Source organism: Bifidobacterium actinocoloniiforme DSM 22766 (genome assembly GCF_001263395.1).
Lineage (GTDB): Bacteria > Actinomycetota > Actinomycetes > Actinomycetales > Bifidobacteriaceae > Bombiscardovia > Bombiscardovia actinocoloniiformis.
In genome coordinates, this window is the sequence record NZ_CP011786.1 from 529,960 (window position 1) to 551,267 (window position 21,308).

Annotated in this window: 20 protein-coding genes and 1 tRNA gene; 2 read left to right on the forward strand and 19 right to left on the reverse strand. The window is 61.4% G+C overall.

Annotated features, from left to right (window positions below):
- The first annotated feature begins 16 nt into the window (after positions 1–16).
- Positions 17–89 (forward strand) — tRNA-Arg (locus AB656_RS02120).
- Positions 90–990: 901 nt separating this feature from the next.
- Here AB656_RS02120 and AB656_RS02130 read toward each other — a convergent pair.
- The 7 genes from AB656_RS02130 to AB656_RS02160 all read right to left on the reverse strand — a co-directional run bounded on the left by AB656_RS02130 (position 991) and on the right by AB656_RS02160 (position 8,434).
- A complete protein-coding gene (locus AB656_RS02130; protein WP_051905253.1) occupies positions 991–1,590 on the reverse strand; it encodes a flavodoxin family protein in 600 nt (199 codons plus the stop codon).
- A gap of 100 nt (positions 1,591–1,690) precedes the next feature.
- Positions 1,691–2,104 (reverse strand): flavodoxin family protein, encoded by a 414-nt coding sequence (locus AB656_RS07585; protein ID WP_081924839.1) that lies wholly within the window; start codon positions 2,102–2,104, stop codon positions 1,691–1,693.
- Between the two features lie 96 nt (positions 2,105–2,200).
- A complete protein-coding gene (locus tag AB656_RS02140) occupies positions 2,201–2,380 on the reverse strand; it encodes a hypothetical protein (RefSeq protein ID WP_051905255.1) in 180 nt (59 codons plus the stop codon).
- A gap of 12 nt (positions 2,381–2,392) precedes the next feature.
- The gene (locus AB656_RS02145) at positions 2,393–2,626 is read right to left on the reverse strand and encodes a MerR family transcriptional regulator (RefSeq protein WP_051905256.1); all 234 of its coding nucleotides are present in this window, start codon (positions 2,624–2,626) and stop codon (positions 2,393–2,395) included.
- A gap of 445 nt (positions 2,627–3,071) precedes the next feature.
- Positions 3,072–4,688 (reverse strand): acetolactate synthase large subunit, encoded by a 1,617-nt coding sequence (locus tag AB656_RS02150; RefSeq protein ID WP_201777335.1) that lies wholly within the window; start codon positions 4,686–4,688, stop codon positions 3,072–3,074.
- A gap of 813 nt (positions 4,689–5,501) precedes the next feature.
- Positions 5,502–7,664 carry a bifunctional cytidylate kinase/GTPase Der gene (der, locus tag AB656_RS02155; RefSeq protein ID WP_051905257.1) on the reverse strand — a complete coding sequence of 721 codons (2,163 nt, stop codon included), beginning with the start codon at positions 7,662–7,664 and terminating at the stop codon, positions 5,502–5,504.
- On the reverse strand, positions 7,661–8,434 hold the full coding sequence (locus AB656_RS02160) for a pseudouridine synthase (RefSeq protein ID WP_033504424.1): 774 nt from the start codon (positions 8,432–8,434) through the stop codon (positions 7,661–7,663). The genes der and AB656_RS02160 overlap by 4 nt, the downstream gene beginning before the upstream one ends.
- 110 nt (positions 8,435–8,544) lie before the next feature.
- On the opposite strand from AB656_RS02160, the gene AB656_RS02165 reads away from it, so the two are divergent.
- A complete protein-coding gene (locus AB656_RS02165; protein WP_144418911.1) occupies positions 8,545–9,654 on the forward strand; it encodes an MIP/aquaporin family protein in 1,110 nt (369 codons plus the stop codon).
- On the opposite strand, the gene AB656_RS07590 is transcribed toward AB656_RS02165, so the two are convergent.
- The 12 genes from AB656_RS07590 to thrS form a co-directional block, all read right to left on the reverse strand.
- A complete protein-coding gene (locus AB656_RS07590) occupies positions 9,610–10,011 on the reverse strand; it encodes a DUF3017 domain-containing protein (RefSeq protein WP_236681895.1) in 402 nt (133 codons plus the stop codon). The two genes, AB656_RS02165 and AB656_RS07590, sit on opposite strands and share 45 nt — an antisense overlap.
- 370 nt (positions 10,012–10,381) lie before the next feature.
- Complete coding sequence (locus AB656_RS02170; RefSeq protein WP_144418912.1) at positions 10,382–11,782, reverse strand: cell division protein PerM; 1,401 nt, start codon at positions 11,780–11,782, stop codon at positions 10,382–10,384.
- A 15-nt stretch (positions 11,783–11,797) separates the two neighbouring features.
- On the reverse strand, positions 11,798–12,382 hold the full coding sequence (locus AB656_RS02175) for an adenine phosphoribosyltransferase (protein WP_033504425.1): 585 nt from the start codon (positions 12,380–12,382) through the stop codon (positions 11,798–11,800).
- 83 nt (positions 12,383–12,465) lie between these two features.
- A complete protein-coding gene (locus AB656_RS02180) occupies positions 12,466–12,936 on the reverse strand; it encodes a preprotein translocase subunit YajC (protein WP_236681896.1) in 471 nt (156 codons plus the stop codon).
- Positions 12,937–13,005: 69 nt separating this feature from the next.
- On the reverse strand, positions 13,006–14,010 hold the full coding sequence (gene ruvB, locus AB656_RS02185) for a Holliday junction branch migration DNA helicase RuvB (protein WP_236681913.1): 1,005 nt from the start codon (positions 14,008–14,010) through the stop codon (positions 13,006–13,008).
- Positions 14,011–14,108: 98 nt separating this feature from the next.
- The gene (ruvA, locus tag AB656_RS02190; RefSeq protein ID WP_033504426.1) at positions 14,109–14,720 is read right to left on the reverse strand and encodes a Holliday junction branch migration protein RuvA; all 612 of its coding nucleotides are present in this window, start codon (positions 14,718–14,720) and stop codon (positions 14,109–14,111) included.
- Positions 14,721–14,785: 65 nt separating this feature from the next.
- The gene (gene ruvC, locus AB656_RS02195; protein ID WP_033504428.1) at positions 14,786–15,367 is read right to left on the reverse strand and encodes a crossover junction endodeoxyribonuclease RuvC; all 582 of its coding nucleotides are present in this window, start codon (positions 15,365–15,367) and stop codon (positions 14,786–14,788) included.
- A 6-nt stretch (positions 15,368–15,373) separates the two neighbouring features.
- Entirely contained in the window at positions 15,374–16,129 is a 756-nt protein-coding gene (locus tag AB656_RS02200) for a YebC/PmpR family DNA-binding transcriptional regulator (RefSeq protein WP_033504429.1), read from the reverse strand.
- 118 nt (positions 16,130–16,247) lie between these two features.
- Complete coding sequence (locus AB656_RS02205; RefSeq protein WP_051905422.1) at positions 16,248–17,459, reverse strand: glycosyltransferase family 4 protein; 1,212 nt, start codon at positions 17,457–17,459, stop codon at positions 16,248–16,250.
- Positions 17,446–18,453: a phosphatidylinositol mannoside acyltransferase gene (locus AB656_RS02210; protein WP_051905262.1), complete on the reverse strand. Its 1,008-nt coding sequence runs from the start codon at positions 18,451–18,453 to the stop codon at positions 17,446–17,448. The genes AB656_RS02205 and AB656_RS02210 overlap by 14 nt, the downstream gene beginning before the upstream one ends.
- A 6-nt stretch (positions 18,454–18,459) precedes the next feature.
- Positions 18,460–19,131, reverse strand: coding sequence for a CDP-alcohol phosphatidyltransferase family protein (locus AB656_RS02215; RefSeq protein WP_033504430.1), 672 nt, complete (start codon positions 19,129–19,131; stop codon positions 18,460–18,462).
- Positions 19,132–19,209: 78 nt separating this feature from the next.
- The gene (thrS, locus tag AB656_RS02220) at positions 19,210–21,252 is read right to left on the reverse strand and encodes a threonine--tRNA ligase (protein WP_033504432.1); all 2,043 of its coding nucleotides are present in this window, start codon (positions 21,250–21,252) and stop codon (positions 19,210–19,212) included.
- Positions 21,253–21,308 lie beyond the last annotated feature (56 nt).

The following is a 21,308-nucleotide window of genomic DNA, read 5'->3' on the forward strand; positions in this document are numbered from 1 at the left end:
TTGTTCAAGATGACATGCCAGTAGCCCAATGGAATTAGAGCAGCTGACTACGGATCAGCAGGTCGCAGGTTCGAATCCTGTCTGGCGCACGGGAAGGCAATGGTTCCAAGGTTCCACGGCCTCGGGACCATTCCTGTTTTTTCGGAATCGGACATATTTCGGGCACATCGTATAAGCAGGTCTATGGGAGCTGAACGTGTTGTTTTAGGATTTGGGTATGTACTTGGTTGTGCGTCCGCCGTACCCTGCCGTTAGGGTGTCTGGCAGGTGTGTCGAACTCGTTCCGGTCGATATTGCGGCGTATCAGGTGCGCCACATCCTCCGGTGGGTATCTGAGCAGCCGTCCGGTATGCACATACGGGAGTTCGATTTCCAGCGCCCTCCAGGCGTTCAACGTGCTCACCGGTGTCAGCAGCCTGCCCGGCGTCATGGCCGCGTTCCCATTCGTCGTCTCTCGTGTTTGGCTCATACCTGTGGGTCCTGCCCCATTGGGGGAATGTGGCCTTGAAGGACATCACCACGGCGCGGGTTCAGCGCTGGTATGTCAGCCTGGCGGATGGGAAGGCGCCGTACGGCGGTGAAGGGGGCTGCGGTTCCCCGCTGTCCGCCTCCTCGTTTGTTCGGCGGGCAAGATCGTGTTGGGCTCGGTCCCGGATGCGGCGGTTGAGAGCCGCCGGATTGGCGCGACTCCGGTGGCGCAGGCGACGGTCCCAGGAATTGTCCAGATCGTTCATGGGACCTCTCAAGCCATCCGATCTGCGGGTATGGCATTAGGCAATACGCCGGTTACCGACTGGACATGATCTCCTAAGCCTGCTGCCTTCAACGGTTCTTGGCTGCTCAGGAATTCCTACGGGCGCTGGATGACGCGACCCCTCCTGCGCTTCCCCTTTCATAGCGTTCACAAAGAGAGCGCTACCAGTCATGGTTGCTTCCGGGTGCGTGCTAGAGAAGAACACTCGGGCGACTCGTTATTTGCCGCTCATCACGTCATGGAGTTCTTGCGCTTGCTTGTCCTTCTGCGCAATGCCCACGAAATTCATCTTGAACCGTACCGCGACCCGGTTCATTGTGGCGTAGGTGGAGTTGATGGTGTTGGTCTGCACGGCATCCGCCTCCCTGGACAATCACATAGAGGTCGCTGCCTTCCAGGTCGCTGTTGATCTGCAGGTGATCGATGAAGGTTTTGAGATAGCCGGACATGTTCGACCAGTAAACCGGAGTGCCCACGACGATGATATCCGCCCCCTTGAGCTGGTTCCAGATCGCGTCGAAGTCGCCGTCGCCCTGCCCGACCTGAGGGATGTGGTGTTCAGACAGGTTAATCTGCGTGTAGGGTTGCTTTCCCAGCATTCGTTGAGCCAAGGATGAGGTATTGCCTTGCGCGTTCTGACTGGCGTTGATGAAGACGATCTTGCTGCCGCTAACGGAGTGCTGAGGCTTAGCGAAATCCTTTCTCCCGCGAGGAGAAGCGCCCTTGGCCGAGCCGCTGCCCAAGGAGACAGAAGCCGCAGGGGCTGCTGAATTCTGGCGCAGGGTGAAACCCCAAACCGCGACAGCCCCAATGGCCGCTCGCAGCAGGAATACCATTCCGCCTGAAACACTCGTTTGGTTTTGTCATTCATGGTTCTTCACGCTCCTTGTCCTGGTCTTGTTGCAGAACGCCGTCGCTGAACCCCGGTCCAGGGGCTCAGCGGTCCTCTAAGTCCGCGAAGGTCATTCCTGCGACATGGGCGAATCGGGTAATGATGTGCGTGACCGGGCCGATGGTGTCGGAAGGGTCAGCGCCTTGAACCAGGACTGAGATTTGCTTGTCTCTCAAGGCCTCCTCAAAATCGGTAGTTTGGGAGATCCGCTCGATGAGGGTTTTCAAATATCCGCTTATGTCATGCCAGTAGACGGGCGTGCCTAGCACAATCCAATCCGCCTGCTTCAGTTGGTCGAACACCGCGGCGAATTGGTCGGTGTGGTCCTCTTGCCCCAGTTGGCTGATGCGGTAATCGACGAGGTCAATCTGCTGACAGCGCTTGCCTTTCAGGACGCGCTCCCCCCATCTTGCTGGTATTGCCGGACTTATTGCTGCTCCCGTTGACGAATACGATATTCATGGCACTCACGTCCTTTGCATAGTGTGCGAACGTATAGCTCCGACGCTACTGCTTAGAGTGCCCTCTAAGGCAAATCGATTTCTTCTGAGCGCTTAGCCTTGGTTGCCTGAGAGGATGCTGGACAACTTTTGTGACCGCTGCTCCTGGTATACCGCCAAGGTGCCATGTTCCAAAGCTTCGTTGTAATAGTGGAGCTTCATCTCGATGGTCTCCAGAGCTTTGGTGAGTGCTGCGATTCCATCCTGCGTCTTTTGCTTCTGGCGCACAAACATATCCCGTCGCTCCTAGGCAGAGGCCATGCCCTCCTGGATCAAGGTAAGGTAATGTTTGATTTCTTTCAGCGGCATGCCCGTTTCCTTGAGGCAGCGGACGGTATTGAGGGTCAGTAAGTCCTCGGGTTCAAACTGGCGGACCCCATGAGCGTCGCGCCGGACGAAGGAGAGCAGGCCGATTTTTTCGTAATACCGCAGGGTATAGCTACTGATGCCCATAAGGTCGCTGACCTCTTGAATGCTCATTGCGCTCACCGCCGACTCCCCCTCATTGTCTTGACCGTTGGCCCGTCAGTGACTGTACAGGCGTTATGGCGTCGATTGGATCATACCCGGAGCCTAGGCAGGACGGCTCGCGGATGGCATCCAGTGTAATCCCGCGCGGCTACGGCGGTCTTGGCGACCAGTGCGTCATCGTCGGTTCCGCTGAGAATCACCATTGGCGGCAGCGGGCGCCTCCGTGGCTGCCAAAGGCATATACCGCTCACGCCGCCTTTCGCGTATATCCTGAGGATTGAGGGGATTCACATGTAATGGTTGGGCCACGGAAGCCACTGGAGCGGACAAACGGCTCCATATGCACGGTATGGACGGCCGCGAAAGCGATACCGTCCATACCACAACCGGCTCTATCGTCGGTGCAGGTCTACGCTGTTTGACAGATCCTGAGTCCCGGCTTAGTCGCCGCTCGTCACAGCGAGATCGTCACCTTGCCGAGCTTGTCGATGAGCTTCATGTTCTCGCTGTAATCCACGGGCACGAAAAGCACGTTGATGCCCTCGTCGGCCGCCAACGTGGACTTGAGGGTATCAACCAGCTGCTGACGGCTCTCGATCAGATGGGCGTTGCCACCGAAGCTCTCCACGTACTGCTGGAAGTCGGGGTTATTGAAATCGACCTCGCTGTGGTGACCCAGTCCCAGATCCATCTTCCACTTGATCAGGCCGTAGGCCTTGTCCACCCAGACCATGGCGGTCAGCGGGATTTGGTAGCGGTGGGCGGTTTCCAGCTCCTGGGAGTTCATCATGAAACTGCCGTCGCCCATCATCGCCAACACGTGCTTATTGGGTTCAGCCAGCTTCGCTCCGATGGCACCGGGCAGCGTCCATGACATGGTAGACAGCCCATTGTCGATCAACAGCGTGTTAGGCGCGTAGGTCTTGTACAGGCGTGCCATCCACATTTTCAAGGCGCCGGTGTCGGTGAGCACGATGCCGTCGTCATCGACCGCCTCGCGGGTGGCTGAAACGATTTGCTGCGGTGTCAGGGATGCGCCGGACTCCTTAGCGCCGAAGGCCAGTTCCTCCTCGATGGCGTCACGGATGGCGGCGGAGAAGGTCGGTGCATGGTAATCCCCCAGCTCTTGCTGCAGCATCTGCAGGCTGGACGCGATATCGGCGTTAATGTTGATCTTCACCGGGTAATGGGCGTCCGTGTCCGCGCTGAAAGCGTTGATGTGGATGACCGGGACCTCGCCGCGCGGGTTGATCTTCTCGGGCTTGAACTCCGAGAGTTCGTATCCGACGGAGACGATGACATCGGCCTGGTCGAATGCGAAGTTCTCGTAATCGTGGGCCATGAAGCCCACCACCCCGAGCGAGTGTGAGTCGTGGTCGTCAACGGCGCCCTTGCCCATGTACGTAGTGGCGACGGGCAGGCCGGTAGCCGTCATGAAGGCGTTCATCTCAGCAATGGCATGATCGCGCACTACGCCCATGCCCGCTAGGACGATGGGATGCTGAGCGGATCGCACCATGTCGGCGGCCGCCTTGATGTCCTCCTGCATAGGCAAACTGACCGGGTGCGGCATGGCGGGCACGTGAGTCTGGCCTACGGCCTCAGCCGCCTCGACGTTTTCCGGCATGGCCACGAAGGTCGCTCCAGGGCGACCGTTCATGGCTTCGTTGTATGCCTTGGCGATTACTTCAGGCGCTGATTGGGCCTCGTAAATGTTCTCCGACCACTTCGTGACTGGGGTGAACATGGCTCGCAGGTCGATTACTTGGTGCGACTCCTTGTAAATGTGCTCCAGGCCGCCCTGGGCAGCGATTGCGATCAGAGGCGTCGAATTGCTCTGGGCATCGGCCACGCCCAGGAGCAGGTTGATCGCACCGGGGCCAAGCGTCGCCGTGGCGATGCCTGGCTGGCCGGTCAGTCGGCCGTAGACTTCGGCCATGAAGGAAGCGCCCTGCTCGTGGCGCACGAGGATGAACTGGATGGACGGGGATTCGTGAATCGCATCCACCAGGCGTATGTTCTCCTCGCCAGGGATGCCGAACACGTATTTGACCCCGCGTTCCTCGAGCACTTACACGATTTGCTGTGCGACTGTTTGCTGAACCATGGTTTCCTCCTACATTGAATATCTGACTGAGTGCGCGTCGTATTACATGCCGTATTGAATGCCTCGGGCCAATATGATGACGCCAAGGGTGATTACAGAGAGCGCGGTGGTCAAGGCCAGGGTGGACGCCATCTCCTGCTCGCTTAACGAGTGGCAAGCAGGCAATCGTCGACTTCTGAGGGCGGGTGCCAGCGGCTACCGTATCCGATGGCGTCTGCTCCAAGCAGGGTAAGGCCCTGGATTTCATTGGCGCACCACAGGTAAGCGTGTCATTGCTGTCCCTATGCCTGGCGGTCGGCGCGGGCAGGCCCCTTGCAGCGGCGGGCGCATTTCAGCGGTGCCAAGGGTCGTATACTGCTCGCAAGGCCTTTCGCATGCATCCTGAACGCCCAGGAGCCTGTCCTGTGCTGGCGGACGAACGTGGGCGGCGGATTGTTGCGTTCATCCGAGTCTGGGCGTATACCGACCAGCCGTTCCTGGTAAGTCAGGGCTTCCTGCAGGGTCTGTCGGGCTGATTCGGTGTGGTTCCGGACATTCCGGTCCGCGACCCTCGGACAGGGCCTGGCGGCCTTGGAGCCAGCGGCTTCTCAGACAGACCTCAGGAAGACCGCAAGCACCCCTCAGCACGCAGTCTGTCAGCGAGCGGTCCATGCTGGAGGAAGAGCGGTTAATTCACATGCCGAAAGATGAGGCCACCGCATGCCGCCGGACCATGCTGTAAGGGTAGTCCTCATGAGGTGGCCTCCTCGTATTGGTTGACACAGGTTACGCTCCCGCTCACCTGTGCTTGCTGCTTCCCCTGCTCTTTCCGGTCACCTGCTTCTTCTCCCGAATGTGGACCGATAGCTGAATCGGTGTGCCTGCGAAGCCGAACTCCTCGCGCAGGCGGCGCTCCAGGAATCGTCTGTACGAAGCTTCAAGGAATCCAGTGGCAAAGATGACGAAGCGCGGAGGTCGCGTTGCCGCTTGCGTGGCGAACAGGATGCGCGGCTGTTTACCGCCCCGGAGGGGGTGCGGGTGAGCGGCCTGAACCGTGCCCAGGAAGGCATTGAGCTTTCCGGTGGGTATGCGCTGGTCCCAGGAGTCCAGCGCGGTGCGCATGGCCTTAGCCAGGCGATTGGCGTGCCATCCGGTCTTTGCTGACAGGTTGACCCTCTCGGCCCAGGTGACCCTGTCGAACTCGGTGGCCCACAAGCGCTCCAAGCGCTGCCGCCCGAAGTCATCCAGCAAATCCCACTTGTTAAAGACCAGAACCACGGCGCGTCCGGCGTCCACGGCCTGGCTCATGACTTTCAGATCCTGGTCAGCGATCGGCTGGGAGGCGTCGAAAAGGACCAGTGCCAGCTCGGAACGCTCAATCGCCGCCTGGGTACGCAAGGAAGAGTAGTACTCGGCACCAGAAATCTTGTGAAGACGGCGCTTGATTCCGGCGGTGTCAATGAAAAGCCAGTCCTGCCCGTCCACCTGTACGACCTCGTCAATCGGGTCGCGAGTAGTTCCTGCCAGCTCGTTGACCACAGCCCGCTCCCGCCCGGCCAACTGGTTGAGCAGGGAGGACTTGCCTACATTCGGCCGACCGACCAGGGCCACCCGGCGCAGGTTGGAGGGAGTGAGGAAGCCGGAGGTGCGTTCGGCCTGCTTGAGCTCGGCCACAGCGGCATCCAAAAGATCACCCACGCCCCGGCCATGCATGGCGGAGATGGCGTAAGGCTCGCCCATGCCGAGTTTCCAGAACTCAGAGGCCGTGTAGTCGGCGTCGGACGAGTCCAGCTTGTTGACCGCGAGCACGACCGGCTTTCCGGCCTTGCGCAGCATGGTTACCAGGCGGGAGTCCATGTCGGTGAGCCCTACCTGCCCGTCCACCACGAAGCAGACGGCATCAGCCAAGGAGACAGCCAGCTGGGACTGATCAGCGATTGCCGAACCGATGCCTTGGGCATCAGCCTCCCAGCCGCCGGTGTCGACGATTTGGAAGTCCGTGCCGGCCCACTCAGCCTCGTAGGTGACCCTATCGCGGGTCACGCCCGGCGTGTCCTCAACGACAGCTGCTCGACGCCCCAGGATGCGGTTGACCAAGGTGGACTTGCCTACGTTCGGACGTCCAACGACGGCCAGCACACCGACGGCCCTTGGACCTTGCTCCTCCTCACGGTCTGAGCTCTCGGCTTCGATGATAGCCTTATCCTCCTCAGCCAGCTCGTAGTCATCCAGGCCCTGCCGGTACGAGGCCGGGTCTTGGTCGATTGCGGCTTGGACGATCCTTGACAGCGCGTCCAGCGTCTGCTCGAAGGTCATATCGGAGTTGTCCAGTTCAGTGACCCCGGGGGCCGGTTCGGTGAAGGCAGTGACCTTGGAGTCCTTGCGGTCGCGGGCAGCCACATCGTCCGCACCCTCCCCTCCCGGGGTTTGGGAGAACTGGCCGCTTCTCCTGGCCGCACGCACACTTTCGCGTGCAGTCAGCAGGACTCGCACTTCGGCCTCTGGCGCCACCACCGTAGTGATGTCCCGGCCCTCGGCGACGACTCCGCGGCCCTGGGAGTAAGCGCCCTCATCCTCTTCCCCGCGCATGTAGGCCCGCTGGGCCGCGATCAAGACCCGCCGCACCGCACGGATGCCAGAGACGACGGAGACATGCGAGGAAATCCGAGCCGAACGGATGCGTTCGCCCACATCCTCGCCATCCAAGCGAATCCAAGGGTCCGCGGGATCCATGCTGATTCCGAAGTGCCCGTCGGTGAACAAGGCGGCCACAGCCTCGACAATGGCCTGCGCGTCAGGTTCGGGGGCGTCCAAATCCAAGTCCTGATCCAGGCACCACAGGGCGGCGGCGCGGTACATGGCGCCGGTATCCAAGTATGCCAAACCGAAGCGTTCTGCCAGGGCCTTGGATGTGGAGGATTTGCCGACACCCGCAGGTCCGTCAATAGCGACCGTAATCACAGTCCAACCTCCTTGTCCAAGGCCATGATTTCTGCCCGGGAGAGGACCCGGTAGGAACCCGGCTTGACGTCGCCCAAGCGGATGGGGCCGATCTGAGTGCGCACCAGGCGCGAGACCGGGTAACCGGCCGCGTCGAAAATGCGCCTGACGATTCGGTTCTTCCCTGAGTGCAGGATCACTTTGACCATCGTGTGATCGCGTGAGCGGTCCACTATCGCGCAATGATCCAGTTTGATCAGCCCATCGTTGAGGAGCACACCCTGGGTGACGAGCCGGCGGCAGACGTTGCCGCCCAGCTTGCCGCGCACGGTGGCCATGTAAGTCTTCTCCACCTCGTACTTGGGGTGCATGACATGCTGAGCGAGCTCGCCGTCGTCGGTCATCAGGATCAGACCCTCTGAGTCATAGTCCAGGCGGCCCATGTGGAAGACGCGTTCATAGCGGTCACCGATGATGTCGCGCAGGGTGTAGCGGCCTTTGGGGTCGTCCATAGCGGACAGGACCTTGCGTGGCTTGTTTAAAGCCAGGGTGACATGCTTGCCGGAGATGTGGATGCGCGAACCATCCACCTTGACCTGCTGCTTGTCGGGGTCCACGCGGCTGCCCAGCTCGGTGACCAGAGCCCCGTCCACCTCGACCCGGCCTTCGGTGATGATTTGCTCGCATTTGCGGCGCGATCCGAAACCGGCTTGGGCCAGGACCTTTTGCAGGCGGACCCCTTCATCGGAAGCTTCGTGCGCCTTCATGGCGCGGCTGTATGGATGTGGCATCGTTCTCCCAACGTGGCCTGATAACATGGCATAGTGAATGACAAAAACTCATCACAGCTTACCCTAAAGCTGTGATTTCAGCCGTCGCCGCAAATAGCCCCAAGGAACCTTTGAGCGAAAGCAAGGGCTTGCCAGCGACGGGCGACACGCAACACGAAGGATGCATGATGGACCCGGATACGGAAACGACGGCAGCGCAACTCCTGAAGCCAACCACACTCGCCGCCTTGCGAGCGGTGGCCGAATTCACCGGCAGCTTCCTGATTTGCTTCGCGGTGTACGCGGTCTGTTCCTGGGGGCGGATTCCCGCAGGAACCTCGGCTCTTGAGGCGGCCACGACCTGGGCGCTGGCATTCCTGGCTGCGGGGTCCATTTTCGGCAAATTCTGCGGCGCGCATTTCAATCCTGCGGTCACCTTCGCCGCTATGTTCACCGCCCAAATCGGTTGGATACAGGGGTTGTCATACATCCTGGCCCAATTCCTGGGCGCCATCGCCGCCGGCGGTGTGGTTGTGTCTCTCCTGCCGCTCACCACGGAGAATGACGGCAGGGCCTGGCTGACCGTGGCGGTCAACGGCTTCGATAAGGGCTCCCCCTCCGCTGACATGCTTGGTAAATTCCACCTGTCCTTCAACGTGACGCTGGCGATCGTCGCCGAACTGATCGCCAGTCTGATCGTGGTCGCAGTGGCCATCACCAGCCTTCGGGATGACGGGCGGCCCAAGCGCGGGCATGTCTGGCGGTCCGCCATGGCGTACGGGGTCGCGGTCATGATTACGTATCCAGTGACCGGAGCCGGTTTGAATCCAGCCCGTTCGACCGGCATCGCCCTTTTCGCCCATGGCACAGGCCTGGAGGCCGACCCCATCAGTCAATTGCCGATCTTCATCGTCTGCCCTCTGATGGCAGGAGCGGTCGTCGGTCTGGTCGTGATTCTGTGCCACATGGTCTTGGACGGCGCCCGGGCCAAGCTCGACACGGCGCCTGAAAGCTCGATTGACATGCCAGCGGCCTTGGTGGGTGGAGCCGACGCGCCGCAGGAATCCGTTCACACCGAAGCGGGGGACGAGGGCGCTGACGCCCACGATACCAAGACGGACGAGAGCCGGAGCGAAGACCAGAACTCAGCTGCCGAGCCAGCGGGTGGGGCCATGGCCGCTGAATCCGGCGACAGCTCACAGGAGCAGCATGACGCTCAAGTAGGTGGCGACCAGTCCTAAACCCAAACCGATGCAGATGAAGGCATCGAATGCTACTGAGCGCACCTTCCAAGGGCTTCTACCCCTCAGCCGCAGCCGCATAACCCCCAAGCACAGTGCAGTCAGGGCCATCAGCAGCGTACCAACGAAAGTCCTCCCGCAAGCAGCGAGAATCGCCGAAAGAGCGACAAGCAGGCCAACCGCCCATTCGGCGATGGGTTTGCCCTCCCCAGCTTCCGAAACGTGAGGCTTGTGGGGAGCCTCCTGCTCCAGGGGTTGTTTGCCTTCTTCCATCGTCTTGTCGTTGTCTGTCAGCCCCGCCGAATCATGCGAGGAGGTGGCGTATGGTCTACTGGGGTCACGCTTGTGTCTTGCCACTACGATCATCCATCGTCTCCACTCTGTCTGCTGCAGTTGTCGGAACCAGCTTAGCGCATCGGCGTCTAGTCCCATCCAGCATCAGGCGCTCGTTGGCAGGGCTGGTGATTCCCGCAGCTACCGGGCTCAAGACGGCCGCCGGAGGCAAGCAGGCTAGCGTCCAGCCGTAATCCCTACTCTCAGCCGATAGCGCTTAGCCGGTCTCTTGTGGAAAGGCTGGTGGTTTTACGGGATGACTCATGACCCTTTGAACGAGACCGGCACGTCCAGCGCATCCCTCCACAATCATCCACGCCAACGACGGGCACCCTTCGTTGCCTGCATTCCAGGGGCGTGCGCTCTCGCTGCAAATCCGTCGGCGCGGGTAAGCTTAGGGCCGTGAACCCGGCGATTCGCGCCTGTTGGCTTCCTTGGGATGGACAGAAGCATGGTTGCTGGTCGCTAAGCGCGAAACGCTGCGCCGTTTGGGTTGAACATCAGCGGCGTCTTCGGCCGATTGCCCGGACTTGGCCGCTTGGTTCAATTGGACGCTGCGTTCCACGCCTCGCACACCGCTGTTCCAAGCCACCGTCAAGGCAGCCACCAGCAGGAAGAGCAGCCAGGCGCACAAGAAGCCGACGGACAAACCCCGCACCAGGGTCAATGTGGCTTCGGGCACCGTCACACCCACCCAAGCTAGGCGGTGCTGGCCTAATGAACCGCTGGAGCACAGGAAACCCAGGCTGACAGCCCCGGTGCACAGGGCAAGTGCCACTGCCAGGCTCAGGAAGCACCGAGCGAAGCTGGCGACCAGGGTCCCATCCAGCCTCTGCAGCCCTTGGCGGCGAAAGGCCGCTGGAAGCCCTAAACCCCGACGGCTCATCAAAAAAAACATGGCGAGCAGGAAGGACATCAGGGCAGGGGTCAACAGGAGCAAAGTCCTCGGTGTTTGGCTGCTTATTGGATCTGGGAAAAGACCGAAAATCGGTAAAGAAGGCAGGGCCCGAGCCTGCCCCGACCAAGGGGTGAACACAGCCAAATCCCCTACCGAGAAACCTGAGCCGCAGGCCCAGGAGAGAGCCCACATGATCAGGTTAGGCAGCCATGCAAGGGCGGCGAAACTGGTCACAATCCGCGATCCGGTGCCCATGCGCGACAGCGAGAACAGGCGGCCAACTGAGTCATGGTAAAGGACTATCCAAGAAATGACGAGCGCCAAGGCTCCAATCAGCAGACAGACAATCACCCAAACGGCCAATCTCAGTCCAATGCTCAGAGTCCGCCGTGCAGTTGCGGGCATATGATTACGGGTCCAGGATGCCAGCCGGTCCCAGGCATCGCCTCCTTGTGCGAAAGCCAGGGCGTAGGCCAGGAGGTAGACCGCCCCGCTCTTAAGCTCCAGGGTCAGCGTGTCATCGACCAGGACCAGCCCCCGTGGCGCTTGCTGGAGGGCGGTCAGCAGGAGCCAGACGACCCCTCCGCTGAAGAAGGCAGGCCATGAGAGACCGAAATGATGAATCAACGAACTCGTGAGAGCCAAGAGTACAGCGGTCAGCCCTAATGGCATGATGGTCAAGGTAAGCACGCCAGCCGTGAAACCACTTCCCTGGCTTAGCAACATGACCGCCTGGGTCAGGGGTATGGTTTGGGCGGATAAGGTGGAGCCGCCCTCTTCCATCGAGATAACCAACAGAATCAAGGCCGTGCAGGAGCCTACCACTGTCGCGTAAATGGCCAGGGCTGCCAGGGAGGCGTACACCCCCCTCAATCCGGCTTTCAGGCTTTCTTTCATTAATGCCGTCCGCACTTACGCGGGCATGGAAACCAGGGTCGTGACGGGGTAATCCTGGAGCTCCCGCCGTCCGGCGAGCCCTTCTAGCTCCATGATGAAGCTGAAGCCGGCCACCTGACCTCCTGCCCGCTTGATCAGGTCGGCCGCCGCCTTGGCGGAACCACCAGTCGCAATCAGGTCATCGACGATCAGAACCTTCTGGCCTGGGACTATGGAGCCCTTTTCCATCTCAATCGTGGCATTGCCGTATTCCAGCGAGTACTCCTGGGAAAGAGTTGGTGGGGGCAGTTTGCCCTTCTTGCGCAGGGCTAGGAATCCCTTGCCCAAGCTCATGGCCAGCTGTGGGCCCAGAAGGAAACCGCGGGCTTCCAATCCTGCCACTAAATCGAAATCGCTCGCCGCCACGGGTAAAGTCTTCACCAGGGCCTCGGCCAGCACCTTGAGACCACGAGGGTCGGCAAGGGCCGGCAGGAAGTCTCGGAAGAGAATGCCCTGCTTGGGGAAGTCAGGAATGGTCCTCATCAGGGATACCACATAGAGGGCATCCTCTTGGCTAACCGCCTGGAGTTGCCCGATACTGATGTCGCTCGACTGAGCCATGATCTTCTTTCTGTCGGTATCGTCCGCGCAGCCGAAGCTGACCGCAGGCGAAAGCGTCTTACGGGCTTGGTTTGAGCGGGGCTTCAGCCCTTGTGCTGGGAGACGCCTTCGCTGGCGTCATCGTCCTGCTCGGAAGGCTGCCGCGAGCCGTCCTGGGCCTCTTGCCCGGCGGGAGTGGACCCTGAATCACCATTCACGACCTGCTTTTCGTCGTCGGACGAATCGTCCTCGGGCAGGGGGTCGCCGTTCTCATCCACCTCATCGTCGTGAACGTAAGCCGGCACGATCGGCGGCTTCGTGATTGCTTGAATCCGCCAGCGGGAGAGGGAGCCTTCGGAGTCGACGACGACTTGCTCCTTCTCCATATCCACTGACACGATCTTGCCCAACAGACCAGAAGCGGTGGCGACCTCCACGCCAGGCTTCAAGGTCTCGCGGAAATCCTGAATCTGTCCTTGGCGCTGCTTGTTCTTACGGGAGGACCACCAGGTCATGCCGAACATCAAGGCGATCAGCAGGATCAGAAACAGCATGGACGACATGTTTGACTGCACGGTTGGCTCCTTATGTGCGCGAATCAGGAAGGGCGTCGGCCAGCGCCGCGAAGCGCCAGGAATATTATTCTAAAACAGCTTGGTGACATCAGGAAGGCGTTTCAATCCCAAGTGATCCCACGCCTTGTCGGTGGCCACACGACCCTTGGGGGTTCTGACCAGGAAACCCTCTCGGACCAGGTAGGGCTCACAGACCGTCTCCACCGTCTCGGACTCCTCCCCAACCATAGCGGCGAGGTTGTTGAGCCCGACCGGACCACCGTCAAAGGAGCGCACGATTGCGTTCAAAACGGCTAAATCCAGCCGGTCCAGGCCTTCGGAGTCAATCTGATAGAGAGACAAGGCCTCCTTGACGTCGTCAGGACCGATTTGATCCAAGTCATGGACGATCGCCCAGTCCCTGACCCGCCTCAGGAGACGGTTGGCGATGCGGGGCGTGCCCCGGGAGCGTTTGGCCAGCTGGGCGCTGGCCTGTCCGTTGACGTTGATGCCTAAAACCTTGGCTGAACGGCCTATCAGCCGCTCCAACTCCTCGGATGGGTAGAAGTCCAAATGGGCGGTGAAACCGAACCGCGCCCTCAGGGGTGAGGGCAGCATCCCCTCTCGGGTCGTCGCTCCTATCACCGTGAAGCGCGGCAGGGTCAAGGGGATCGACGAGGCGCCAGGTCCTTTCCCCACCATCACATCCACACGGAAGTCCTCCATAGCGATATACAAGAGTTCCTCAGCCGCGCGCGGCAAGCGGTGAATCTCGTCGATGAACAAGACCTCCCCGGCCTCCAGGGAGCTGAGGATCGAGGCCAGGTCCCCGGCATGCTGAACGGCAGGGCCGGAGGTGATGCGGATGGGGACGTCGAGCTCATGGGCCACTATCATGGCCAGGGTCGTCTTGCCCAAGCCAGGGGGTCCGGCCAGAAGGATGTGGTCCGGTGCGACCTGCCGCTTTTGGGCGGCGGCCAAGAAGAGGCCCAGCTGCGCTTTGAGCCTGGGTTGGCCGATGAAACCATCCAGGCTCTGCGGCCTCAGTTCCTCATCCGATACCGGCTCGCCCTCAATCGGGCTGGCCGAGACCATACGCAGGGACTCCTCCTCGCTGTCAGAGTTCACTATCACGCCGTCAGCCCGCGAATCGTCACCAGTCGCACGGGTCCGCGCCTTACCTCTGCCGACCATCAACGCCCCCTATCCAGAAGGGACAAGGCGGCCTTGAGCACCAAGGGCACGTCGGCGCGGTCCAGGGGCTTTTCATACCCATTTACCTGGCAGGCCTCCTCAACGGCGCGTTCGGCATCCCGTTGGACCCATCCCAGGGAGACAAGGCCTTCGATCACCTGGCGCAGGCCTTGATCCTGGGCCTCGGCTTGCTTGCCGGTGTTCAGGGCATCCACGTCCATCTTTCCTGAAAGTTCCAGTATGATTTTTTGCGCGCCCTTTTTGCCCAAGCCCGGCGCCCGGGACAGGGCGGCCGCGTCCCCCTGGGAGACGGCTTGGGCGAGTTGGTCGGGCGTCAAGGACGACAGGAGGGATATGGCCACCCTAGGGCCGATGCCGCTGACCTTGAGCAGCTGGGTGAAAAGGGTCTTGGACGAGCGGGACAGAAAACCATAGAGGGTGACCGCATCTTGCGAGATGTTGAGCGAGGTGTACACAGTCGCCTGCGCTCCGGTACGCAGCGCAGCCAGATCCGAAGACGGCATACGGACCTCGTAGCCGACCCCGCCGACGTCAATCACGGCGAGCGATTGCTCTATCTGGGCCACGGACCCAGTCAACATAGCCAACATGCCTGCCTTGGCCTCCTCCGTCGGCCCCGCAGAGGAGACCAGCTCGAACGCATGTTCGATTCAGCTTACATGTCCCTTTGGACGGGTCCGCACCTCTTGGAACGCTGTTGAGCCTGCGCCCACTGCCTCTGGGCTTGGGTCAGGTGCTGCTCGCGCTCTCCGCCTTGGAGGGCGCCAGCCGGTCGCAGGGCGTGGCAGATGGCCTGGGCTAAGGCATCAGCTGCATCAGCCGGTTTAGGTAGTCGATCCAGTCGCAGGATGCGCGCCACCATGCGCTCCACCTGAATTTTCTCGGCCTGGCCGTTTCCTGTGACAGCCAGCTTAACCTCCGTCGGCGTGTGCAAAGCGACCGGTATGCCCCTCTGGGCCGCAGCGAGCATGGCCAGCCCGGCAGCCTGGGCCGTGCCTAGTACCGTGTTTCGATTGGACTGGGCGAAAACCCGCTCAATCGAAACCACATCCGGGCTGTATTCGTCAATCCTGGTCGCCAGCCCATTGTAAATCGCCAGGAGCCGAAGGTCCTGGGAGAGCTCGGGATCCGATCTCACCACATCCGTATGGACGAACGAGAGACGACGGGAGACTTTCGCTTCTATGACGCCGACACCGCAGCGGGTGAGGCCAGGGTCGACGCCAAAGACAATCACCGGGCCTTATTCCTCATCCAACTGGGCCATGACCTCGTCCGAGGCGGTCCAATTGCTGTAGATGTCCTGCACGTCGTCGAGGTCGTCCAGGCTGTCGATCAGTTTGGAGACCTTACGGGCCGCATCCACGTCCAAGCTCACCTCAGTCTTGGGGTTGAGGACCAGGTCGGCTGAATCATAGTCGATTCCAGCATCCTGCAGGGCCTTGCGCACAGTGACCAGGTCGCCAGGAGCGGTGATTACCGTGTAGGACTCACCATCATCCTGTACATCCTCGGCTCCGGCCTCAGCGCCTTTCTCGAAGAGATCATCGAAGTCGACCCCTTCGGCCGGCACCACGATCTGGCCTTTACGCTCGAAGTTGAATGAGACCGAGCCGTTCTGGGCCAGTGAGCCCCCGTTCTTGGTCAGCGTGGAGCGAACCTCGGCCGCGGCACGATTGCGGTTGTCGGTCAGGCACTCGATGATCAGCCCCACCCCGGCGGGCGCATAGCCTTCGTAGACGATTGACTCATAGTTGGCGGCGCCGGCTTCCTCACCGGAGCCACGCTTGACTGCGCGAGAGATGTTGTCCGCGGGAACCGACGACTTCTTCGCTTTTACGATCGCGTCGTAAAGAGTGGGGTTCCCATCAGGATCCCCGCCACCGGTACGTGCCGCGATCTCGATGTTTTTGATTAGCTTGGCGAAGAGCTTGCCGCGCTTGGCGTCGATGGCGGCCTTCTTATGCTTGGTGGTCGCCCACTTGGAATGCCCTGACATATCGCTCCTGACAAAATACAGATGCTTTGAACTTGCATAATTCTAAGCGTTCTCTTTGACAATGCTAGCGCGGGTGGACGGTCGGGAGGGTGCGCTGCGCCCAGAGCTTTCCGCCCGTTCAGCGCCGCTTAGTCATCGACGGGGTTGGCTGCATGGCTTTGGCGTACACCGTCAGGATCCGCGTGGTCACCTGCTGCCAGTCGTAGGTGCGGGAGCGCTCCAAGCCCGCCTTTGCCAAAGCCTCGCGGCGGGTTGGATCGGACAGCAAGGACGCGATGCGCTGGGCGCAGGCCCGGCCGTCTCCGTTGTGGAAATGCAAAGCGGAGCAACCCCGTTGGGAGACGGCTTCAAATGCCTCTAAATCCGAGGCCACGACAGGACAGCCCGCCGCCATCGCCTCCGCCAGGACGATGCCGAAGGACTCGCCGCCTGTCTGAGGGGCCACATAGACATCCAAGCTCTTATAGAACGAAGCCTTCTCCTCGTCCGAGACCCGCCCCAGGAACTCCATGCGATCCTCAAGGCCGGGCTGCACCTGCCGCGCTATCTGGCGGGCGGAGTCCTGGCCGTCGCCGGCGCACAGGAAGCGGGCGTTCGGCTCGATCTCCAACAGGCTTTGGGCCGCTTGGGCGAACACTTTAAAGCCCTTGCGCTCCTCCCCCATCCTGCCCAGGAAGCCGATCACCGGTCGCTTGGCGCTGCCTCGCCAGGCGGGCTTCGGCCGGGCTGCGGCGAAGAAGGATGCCCTGATGCCGTTTGGGATGACCTGTACCTGGGTTGCGGGGTTCAAGTAACGCCCGGCCGTGTCCCGGGCTGCTTCGCTCACGCAAATGGCCTGCCTGATGCCGCTCAAATACGAGCGCAGGTAGGGACTGGCCAACTTCAACGCCAGTGGGTAGGAGTCGAAGGAGGCATGGAAAGTCGCCACGTAAGGGCAGGGGTCGAAACCTGGGGCCAACGGCTTGTGGCTGAGGCTAGGCACCTCCGGTTCGTGCAGGTGAAGGACGTCGAAACGGCCCTGCCGCACCCACTCGCGGGTCCGGCGCCCCGCCAAGCCGAAGTAGCTGAGATTGGCGACCGAACCGTTATAAGGCACCGAGAACGAGGAGCCGGTGGTGTGCACCCACGCTGGCATATCGGGGGTCCGTCGGCCGGGAGCCAGGACCTCAACCTCGTGTCCTAGGGCTATGAGCTGCTGGGCGAAGTCTCGGATGTGAAGCTGCACACCGCCAGGCGTTTCAAAGGAGTAAGGCGATATGATGCCCACCCTGAGCTTGCGGCCGCCCAGGGGGTCGGGCTCGCCCACTGGCGTGTCGTCATGAGCGCGCATGGCCCCGCCCAACAGTCCGATCGCCCGCATGGCTGCGCATGGGCGCGAGCAAGTCGTCAGGAACCCCGTGCAAGCGGGAAAGGTTCAAGTCCTCTATGAAAATCGGTTGCATCATATGCCAATCCTGCGGGTGGGCGCGGATATCCAGCGCCCACTGGTCGACCCAGGCCTGGCTGAGGGCCTGCACCGCCTGGGCACGCGGCATCCGCAGGTAGGGCTCTATCGCGATTGGCCCATCAACCTGGCAGACGTACCCATAGGGGCTGTGTGCTCGGACCCGGCTCTCCCCTGACAGACGCTCCCGGTGCATATTGACCGTGTACAAGGGCAGGCGGGAATCCAGGGCTATGACCGCCGGCCCAGCTGCCACACGGATAATCGAATCGAAGGCATGAACGAAGACGCCATTGCGGCTCAGGTCGCGGTCCGCGAGCAGCGGCACCACCTGTCCAGGCCGCTTGAGGCAGTCCGTCAGCCGCTGGGTCAATCCGGGCTGGCCCGTCAAGTAAATGTGGATGCCCAAACCCCTGCGGATGCCGGCGAAGGCTTCAAGCAGGTCATGGTCAGTGAGCCGCTCAGCCACAGTCGTGACCGGTCCTACGTCTTGGCCGGCCCAGTAGCCCGCGTATTCCCAGTTTCCCTGGTGGCCCATGGCTATGGGCAGGGAGCTCACAGGCATGTCCTTTAAGCAACTGGGGTAGCCGGTCCCCTCGATGCGAATCCGGGCCAGCAATTCCTGGGACGTGCGCGCACCGATGGTCAAGGCTTCGCAGAAGTAGGCGAAATAAGAGCGCAAAGCGCGGCGGCTCAACTTCCGTAAGCGCTGGGATGGGAGGGGGCCGGCGATGTGACCGAGGTTACGCTCCAACTGGGGGACGCCGCCCAAGCGTAGGACCCATGCCACGTCGGCCACTGCGTTGGCCAGGACTCGCAGGAGACCTTCCGGTAGCATCTTCGCGTGACGTGCCAGGAAAATGAGCATGCGCGAGATCATAGCGACTCACTCGTGATTGGGGTCGGCGGGTTTGGGGGCCAGGCTCATGTCGCCTCTGACCTTTCCGATGCGCTGGCAGACGGTGATCAAGCCGAGAACGTCGAGCAGGAGGAGGGAGCAGGTCAGGCAGGCCAGAGGCAGGCCGGCGCCGGTCAGGGCCATGCCCACCAAGATGATGACCAGGCGGTCCGAGCGGGTGGCGATGCCGTTCTTGGCCTCGTAGCCCTCGGCTTCGGCCCGGGCGCGGGCGTACGAAGTGACGAACGAGGTCATGATGGCGAACAGGGCGGCGGCCATGCCGATCTGGGCCCACAGGTCAGGGCCCGGCCGCCGCGCGGCGATCCAGTCCAGCTCGTGCTTGCGCATGCTGATGATGATTGCGGCCAGCACGGCCCAGTCGGCGACCCTGTCCAATGTGGAATCCAGGAAGGCGCCGAATTGAGTGCCGCCGCCGGTGATGGAAGCTACCGAGCCGTCAAGGGAATCGAACGCGACCAGGATGGCCAGCCCTATGGCCCCCGGCAGAAGCCATCCGGACAGACCGGTGGCGAAAGCGACCACGACGGTGCCTACGGCCCCTATCACCGTCACGCCATTGGCGCTGATCCCCAGACGCACAATCCCCCGGGCTATCGGCGCGATTGCCCTCTTCCAGGGGCCGCGTAAGTGCTCAAACATCCCTCTCCTCACCCTCAGGCCGGTGAAACCGAACGGCAGGGCCCGGCATTGCCTGCGGCGGACCCTGCCCTTGCGGACTCAGGCCTTGACCGCGTCGGTGCGCTCCACAAAGTCATCGACCGCACTGATTTGCGCACGCCGAGAAATGGCCTGTCGAATCCATGCGATCGCGTCGTCCACCGGCACGCCATTGAGCTGACTGCCGTCTCGGAAGCGGAAGGAGACCGCGCCTTTGGAGACGTCCTCCTCGCCGGCGATCAGGATGAAGGGTGCCTTTGACTTTGCCGCATTGCGGATCTTTTTGCCGAAACGATCGTCGGAACGGTCCAGCTCGCAGCGAACCAAATGCTCCTTGAGGCGGTCCACCACCGTTTGCAGGTGGGGGATGCAGTCATCGGAGACTGGAACGGCCTGGACTTGCACAGGCGCCAGCCAAGCTGGGAAGGCGCCGGCGTAGTGCTCCAGGAGGATTGCGAAGAAGCGCTCAATGGAGCCGAAGAGGGCACGGTGAATCATGACCGGCCGCTGGTGGGAACCGTCTGCGGCGATGTACTCCAGACCAAAGCGCTCAGGCAGGTTGAAGTCCAGCTGAATCGTGGAGACCTGCCAGGTCCTGCCGATCGCATCCCGGGCCTGGACGGAAATCTTCGGTCCGTAGAAAGCGGCGCCGCCGGGGTCGTCCCGGAGCTCCAGGCCGGATTCCTTGCCCACTTGGGCCAGGGTGGAGGTGGCTTCCTCCCAGACTTCGTCGGAGCCAACGAACTTATCGGGATCCTTGGTGGAAAGCTCCAGGTAGAAGTCGTTCAGGCCAAAGTCCTTGAGCACCTTGAGCACGAATTCCAGGATGCTTTTGAGCTCCCCCCTCATTTGCTCGCGTGTGCAGTAGATGTGGGAATCGTCCTGGGTCAAGCCACGGACCCGCGTCAGTCCGTGGACCTCTCCGGACTTCTCATAGCGGTAGACCGTGCCGAATTCGAACAGGCGCAGGGGCAGCTCCTTGTAGGAGCGCTGGCGGGACTTGAAAATCAGGTTATGCATGGGGCAGTTCATGGGCTTCAGGTAGTAGTCGAAGCCCTGCTTGACGACCTTGCCGTCGCCGTCCCGCTCCTCGTCCAGGTGCATGGGTGGGTACATGCCGTCCTTGTACCACTGCAAGTGTCCGGAAATCTCGTAGAGATGACCCTTGGTGATATGCGGTGTCTGCACGAAGGAGTAGCCGTTCTTCCTGTGCATCTCGCGCGAGTAGTCCTCCATAGCGTTGATCACCGCGGCGCCCTTGGGGTGGAAGACCGGCAGGCCTGGGCCAATCTCGTCAGGGAAGGAGAAGAGGTCCATCTCAGATCCCAGCTTGCGGTGGTCGCGCTTTGCGGCCTCCTCCAGACGGCCCATGTAGGCTTTGAGGTCCTCCTTGGAAGCCCAGGCCGTGCCGTAAATGCGCTGGAGCATGGGGTTCTTCTCGTCGCCGCGCCAGTAGGCGGCAGCGGTGCGCATCAGCTTCAAGGCTTTGATATAGCGGGTATTGGGCAGATGGGGGCCCCGGCACAAGTCCTTCCAGACCACAGCTCCTTCGTGGTCCAGGTTGTCGTACATGCTCAGCTCGCCGTCGCACACCTCGCTGGCCTCGTCGCCCTGAATCTGGGCTTCGGTCAATCCGATCAGCTCCTGCTTGTAGGGCTGACCGGCCTCCTCGGCCCGGGCCTCATCCTCCGAGACAACCCGCCGACGGAAGGATTGCGAGGACTTGATGATCCTCTTCATCCGCCGCTCTATCTCTTTCAGGTCATCGGGGGTGAAAGGCTGTTCGACATCGAAGTCATAGTAGAAGCCGTCTTTGATGACCGGTCCGATGCCCAACTTGGCGTCGGGCCTTACCTCTTGCACGGCTTGTGCCATCACGTGCGCCGCGGAATGGCGCATGATCGCCAGCCCCTGGTCGCTGCCTAGGGTAATAGGCTCGACAGCATCGCCATCGTTGAAAGTAGTGGCCAAGTCACGCGGTTGGCCATTGACCATGACCGCGATGATGTCCTTGTCGTCCGCGAAGAGCTGGGTACCGGTGGTGCCGGTCGCCACCTCCTTCGCGTGATCGCTCAGATTGATGGAGATGTTCGACTGGTTCATTCAGTGCCGTCCTCGCTATCGGGGCCCGCGGTACAGGGTGCAGGCCTGGACTTATA

Coding starts and splice junctions, on each gene's coding strand:
- AB656_RS02130 (WP_051905253.1), bottom strand. CDS start 1,590: ATGGTATTCCTGCTGCGAGCGGCCATTGGGGCTGTCGCGGTTTGGGGT.
- AB656_RS02140 (WP_051905255.1), bottom strand. CDS start 2,380: ATGTTTGTGCGCCAGAAGCAAAAGACGCAGGATGGAATCGCAGCACTC.
- AB656_RS02145 (WP_051905256.1), bottom strand. CDS start 2,626: ATGAGCATTCAAGAGGTCAGCGACCTTATGGGCATCAGTAGCTATACC.
- AB656_RS02160 (WP_033504424.1), bottom strand. CDS start 8,434: ATGCCACATCCATACAGCCGCGCCATGAAGGCGCACGAAGCTTCCGAT.
- AB656_RS02170 (WP_144418912.1), bottom strand. CDS start 11,782: ATGAAAGAAAGCCTGAAAGCCGGATTGAGGGGGGTGTACGCCTCCCTG.
- AB656_RS02175 (WP_033504425.1), bottom strand. CDS start 12,382: ATGGCTCAGTCGAGCGACATCAGTATCGGGCAACTCCAGGCGGTTAGC.
- ruvB (WP_236681913.1), bottom strand. CDS start 14,010: ATGGTCTCGGCCAGCCCGATTGAGGGCGAGCCGGTATCGGATGAGGAA.
- ruvA (WP_033504426.1), bottom strand. CDS start 14,720: ATGTTGGCTATGTTGACTGGGTCCGTGGCCCAGATAGAGCAATCGCTC.
- AB656_RS02200 (WP_033504429.1), bottom strand. CDS start 16,129: ATGTCAGGGCATTCCAAGTGGGCGACCACCAAGCATAAGAAGGCCGCC.
- AB656_RS02205 (WP_051905422.1), bottom strand. CDS start 17,459: ATGCGCGCTCATGACGACACGCCAGTGGGCGAGCCCGACCCCCTGGGC.
- AB656_RS02210 (WP_051905262.1), bottom strand. CDS start 18,453: ATGATCTCGCGCATGCTCATTTTCCTGGCACGTCACGCGAAGATGCTA.
- AB656_RS02215 (WP_033504430.1), bottom strand. CDS start 19,131: ATGTTTGAGCACTTACGCGGCCCCTGGAAGAGGGCAATCGCGCCGATA.
- thrS (WP_033504432.1), bottom strand. CDS start 21,252: ATGAACCAGTCGAACATCTCCATCAATCTGAGCGATCACGCGAAGGAG.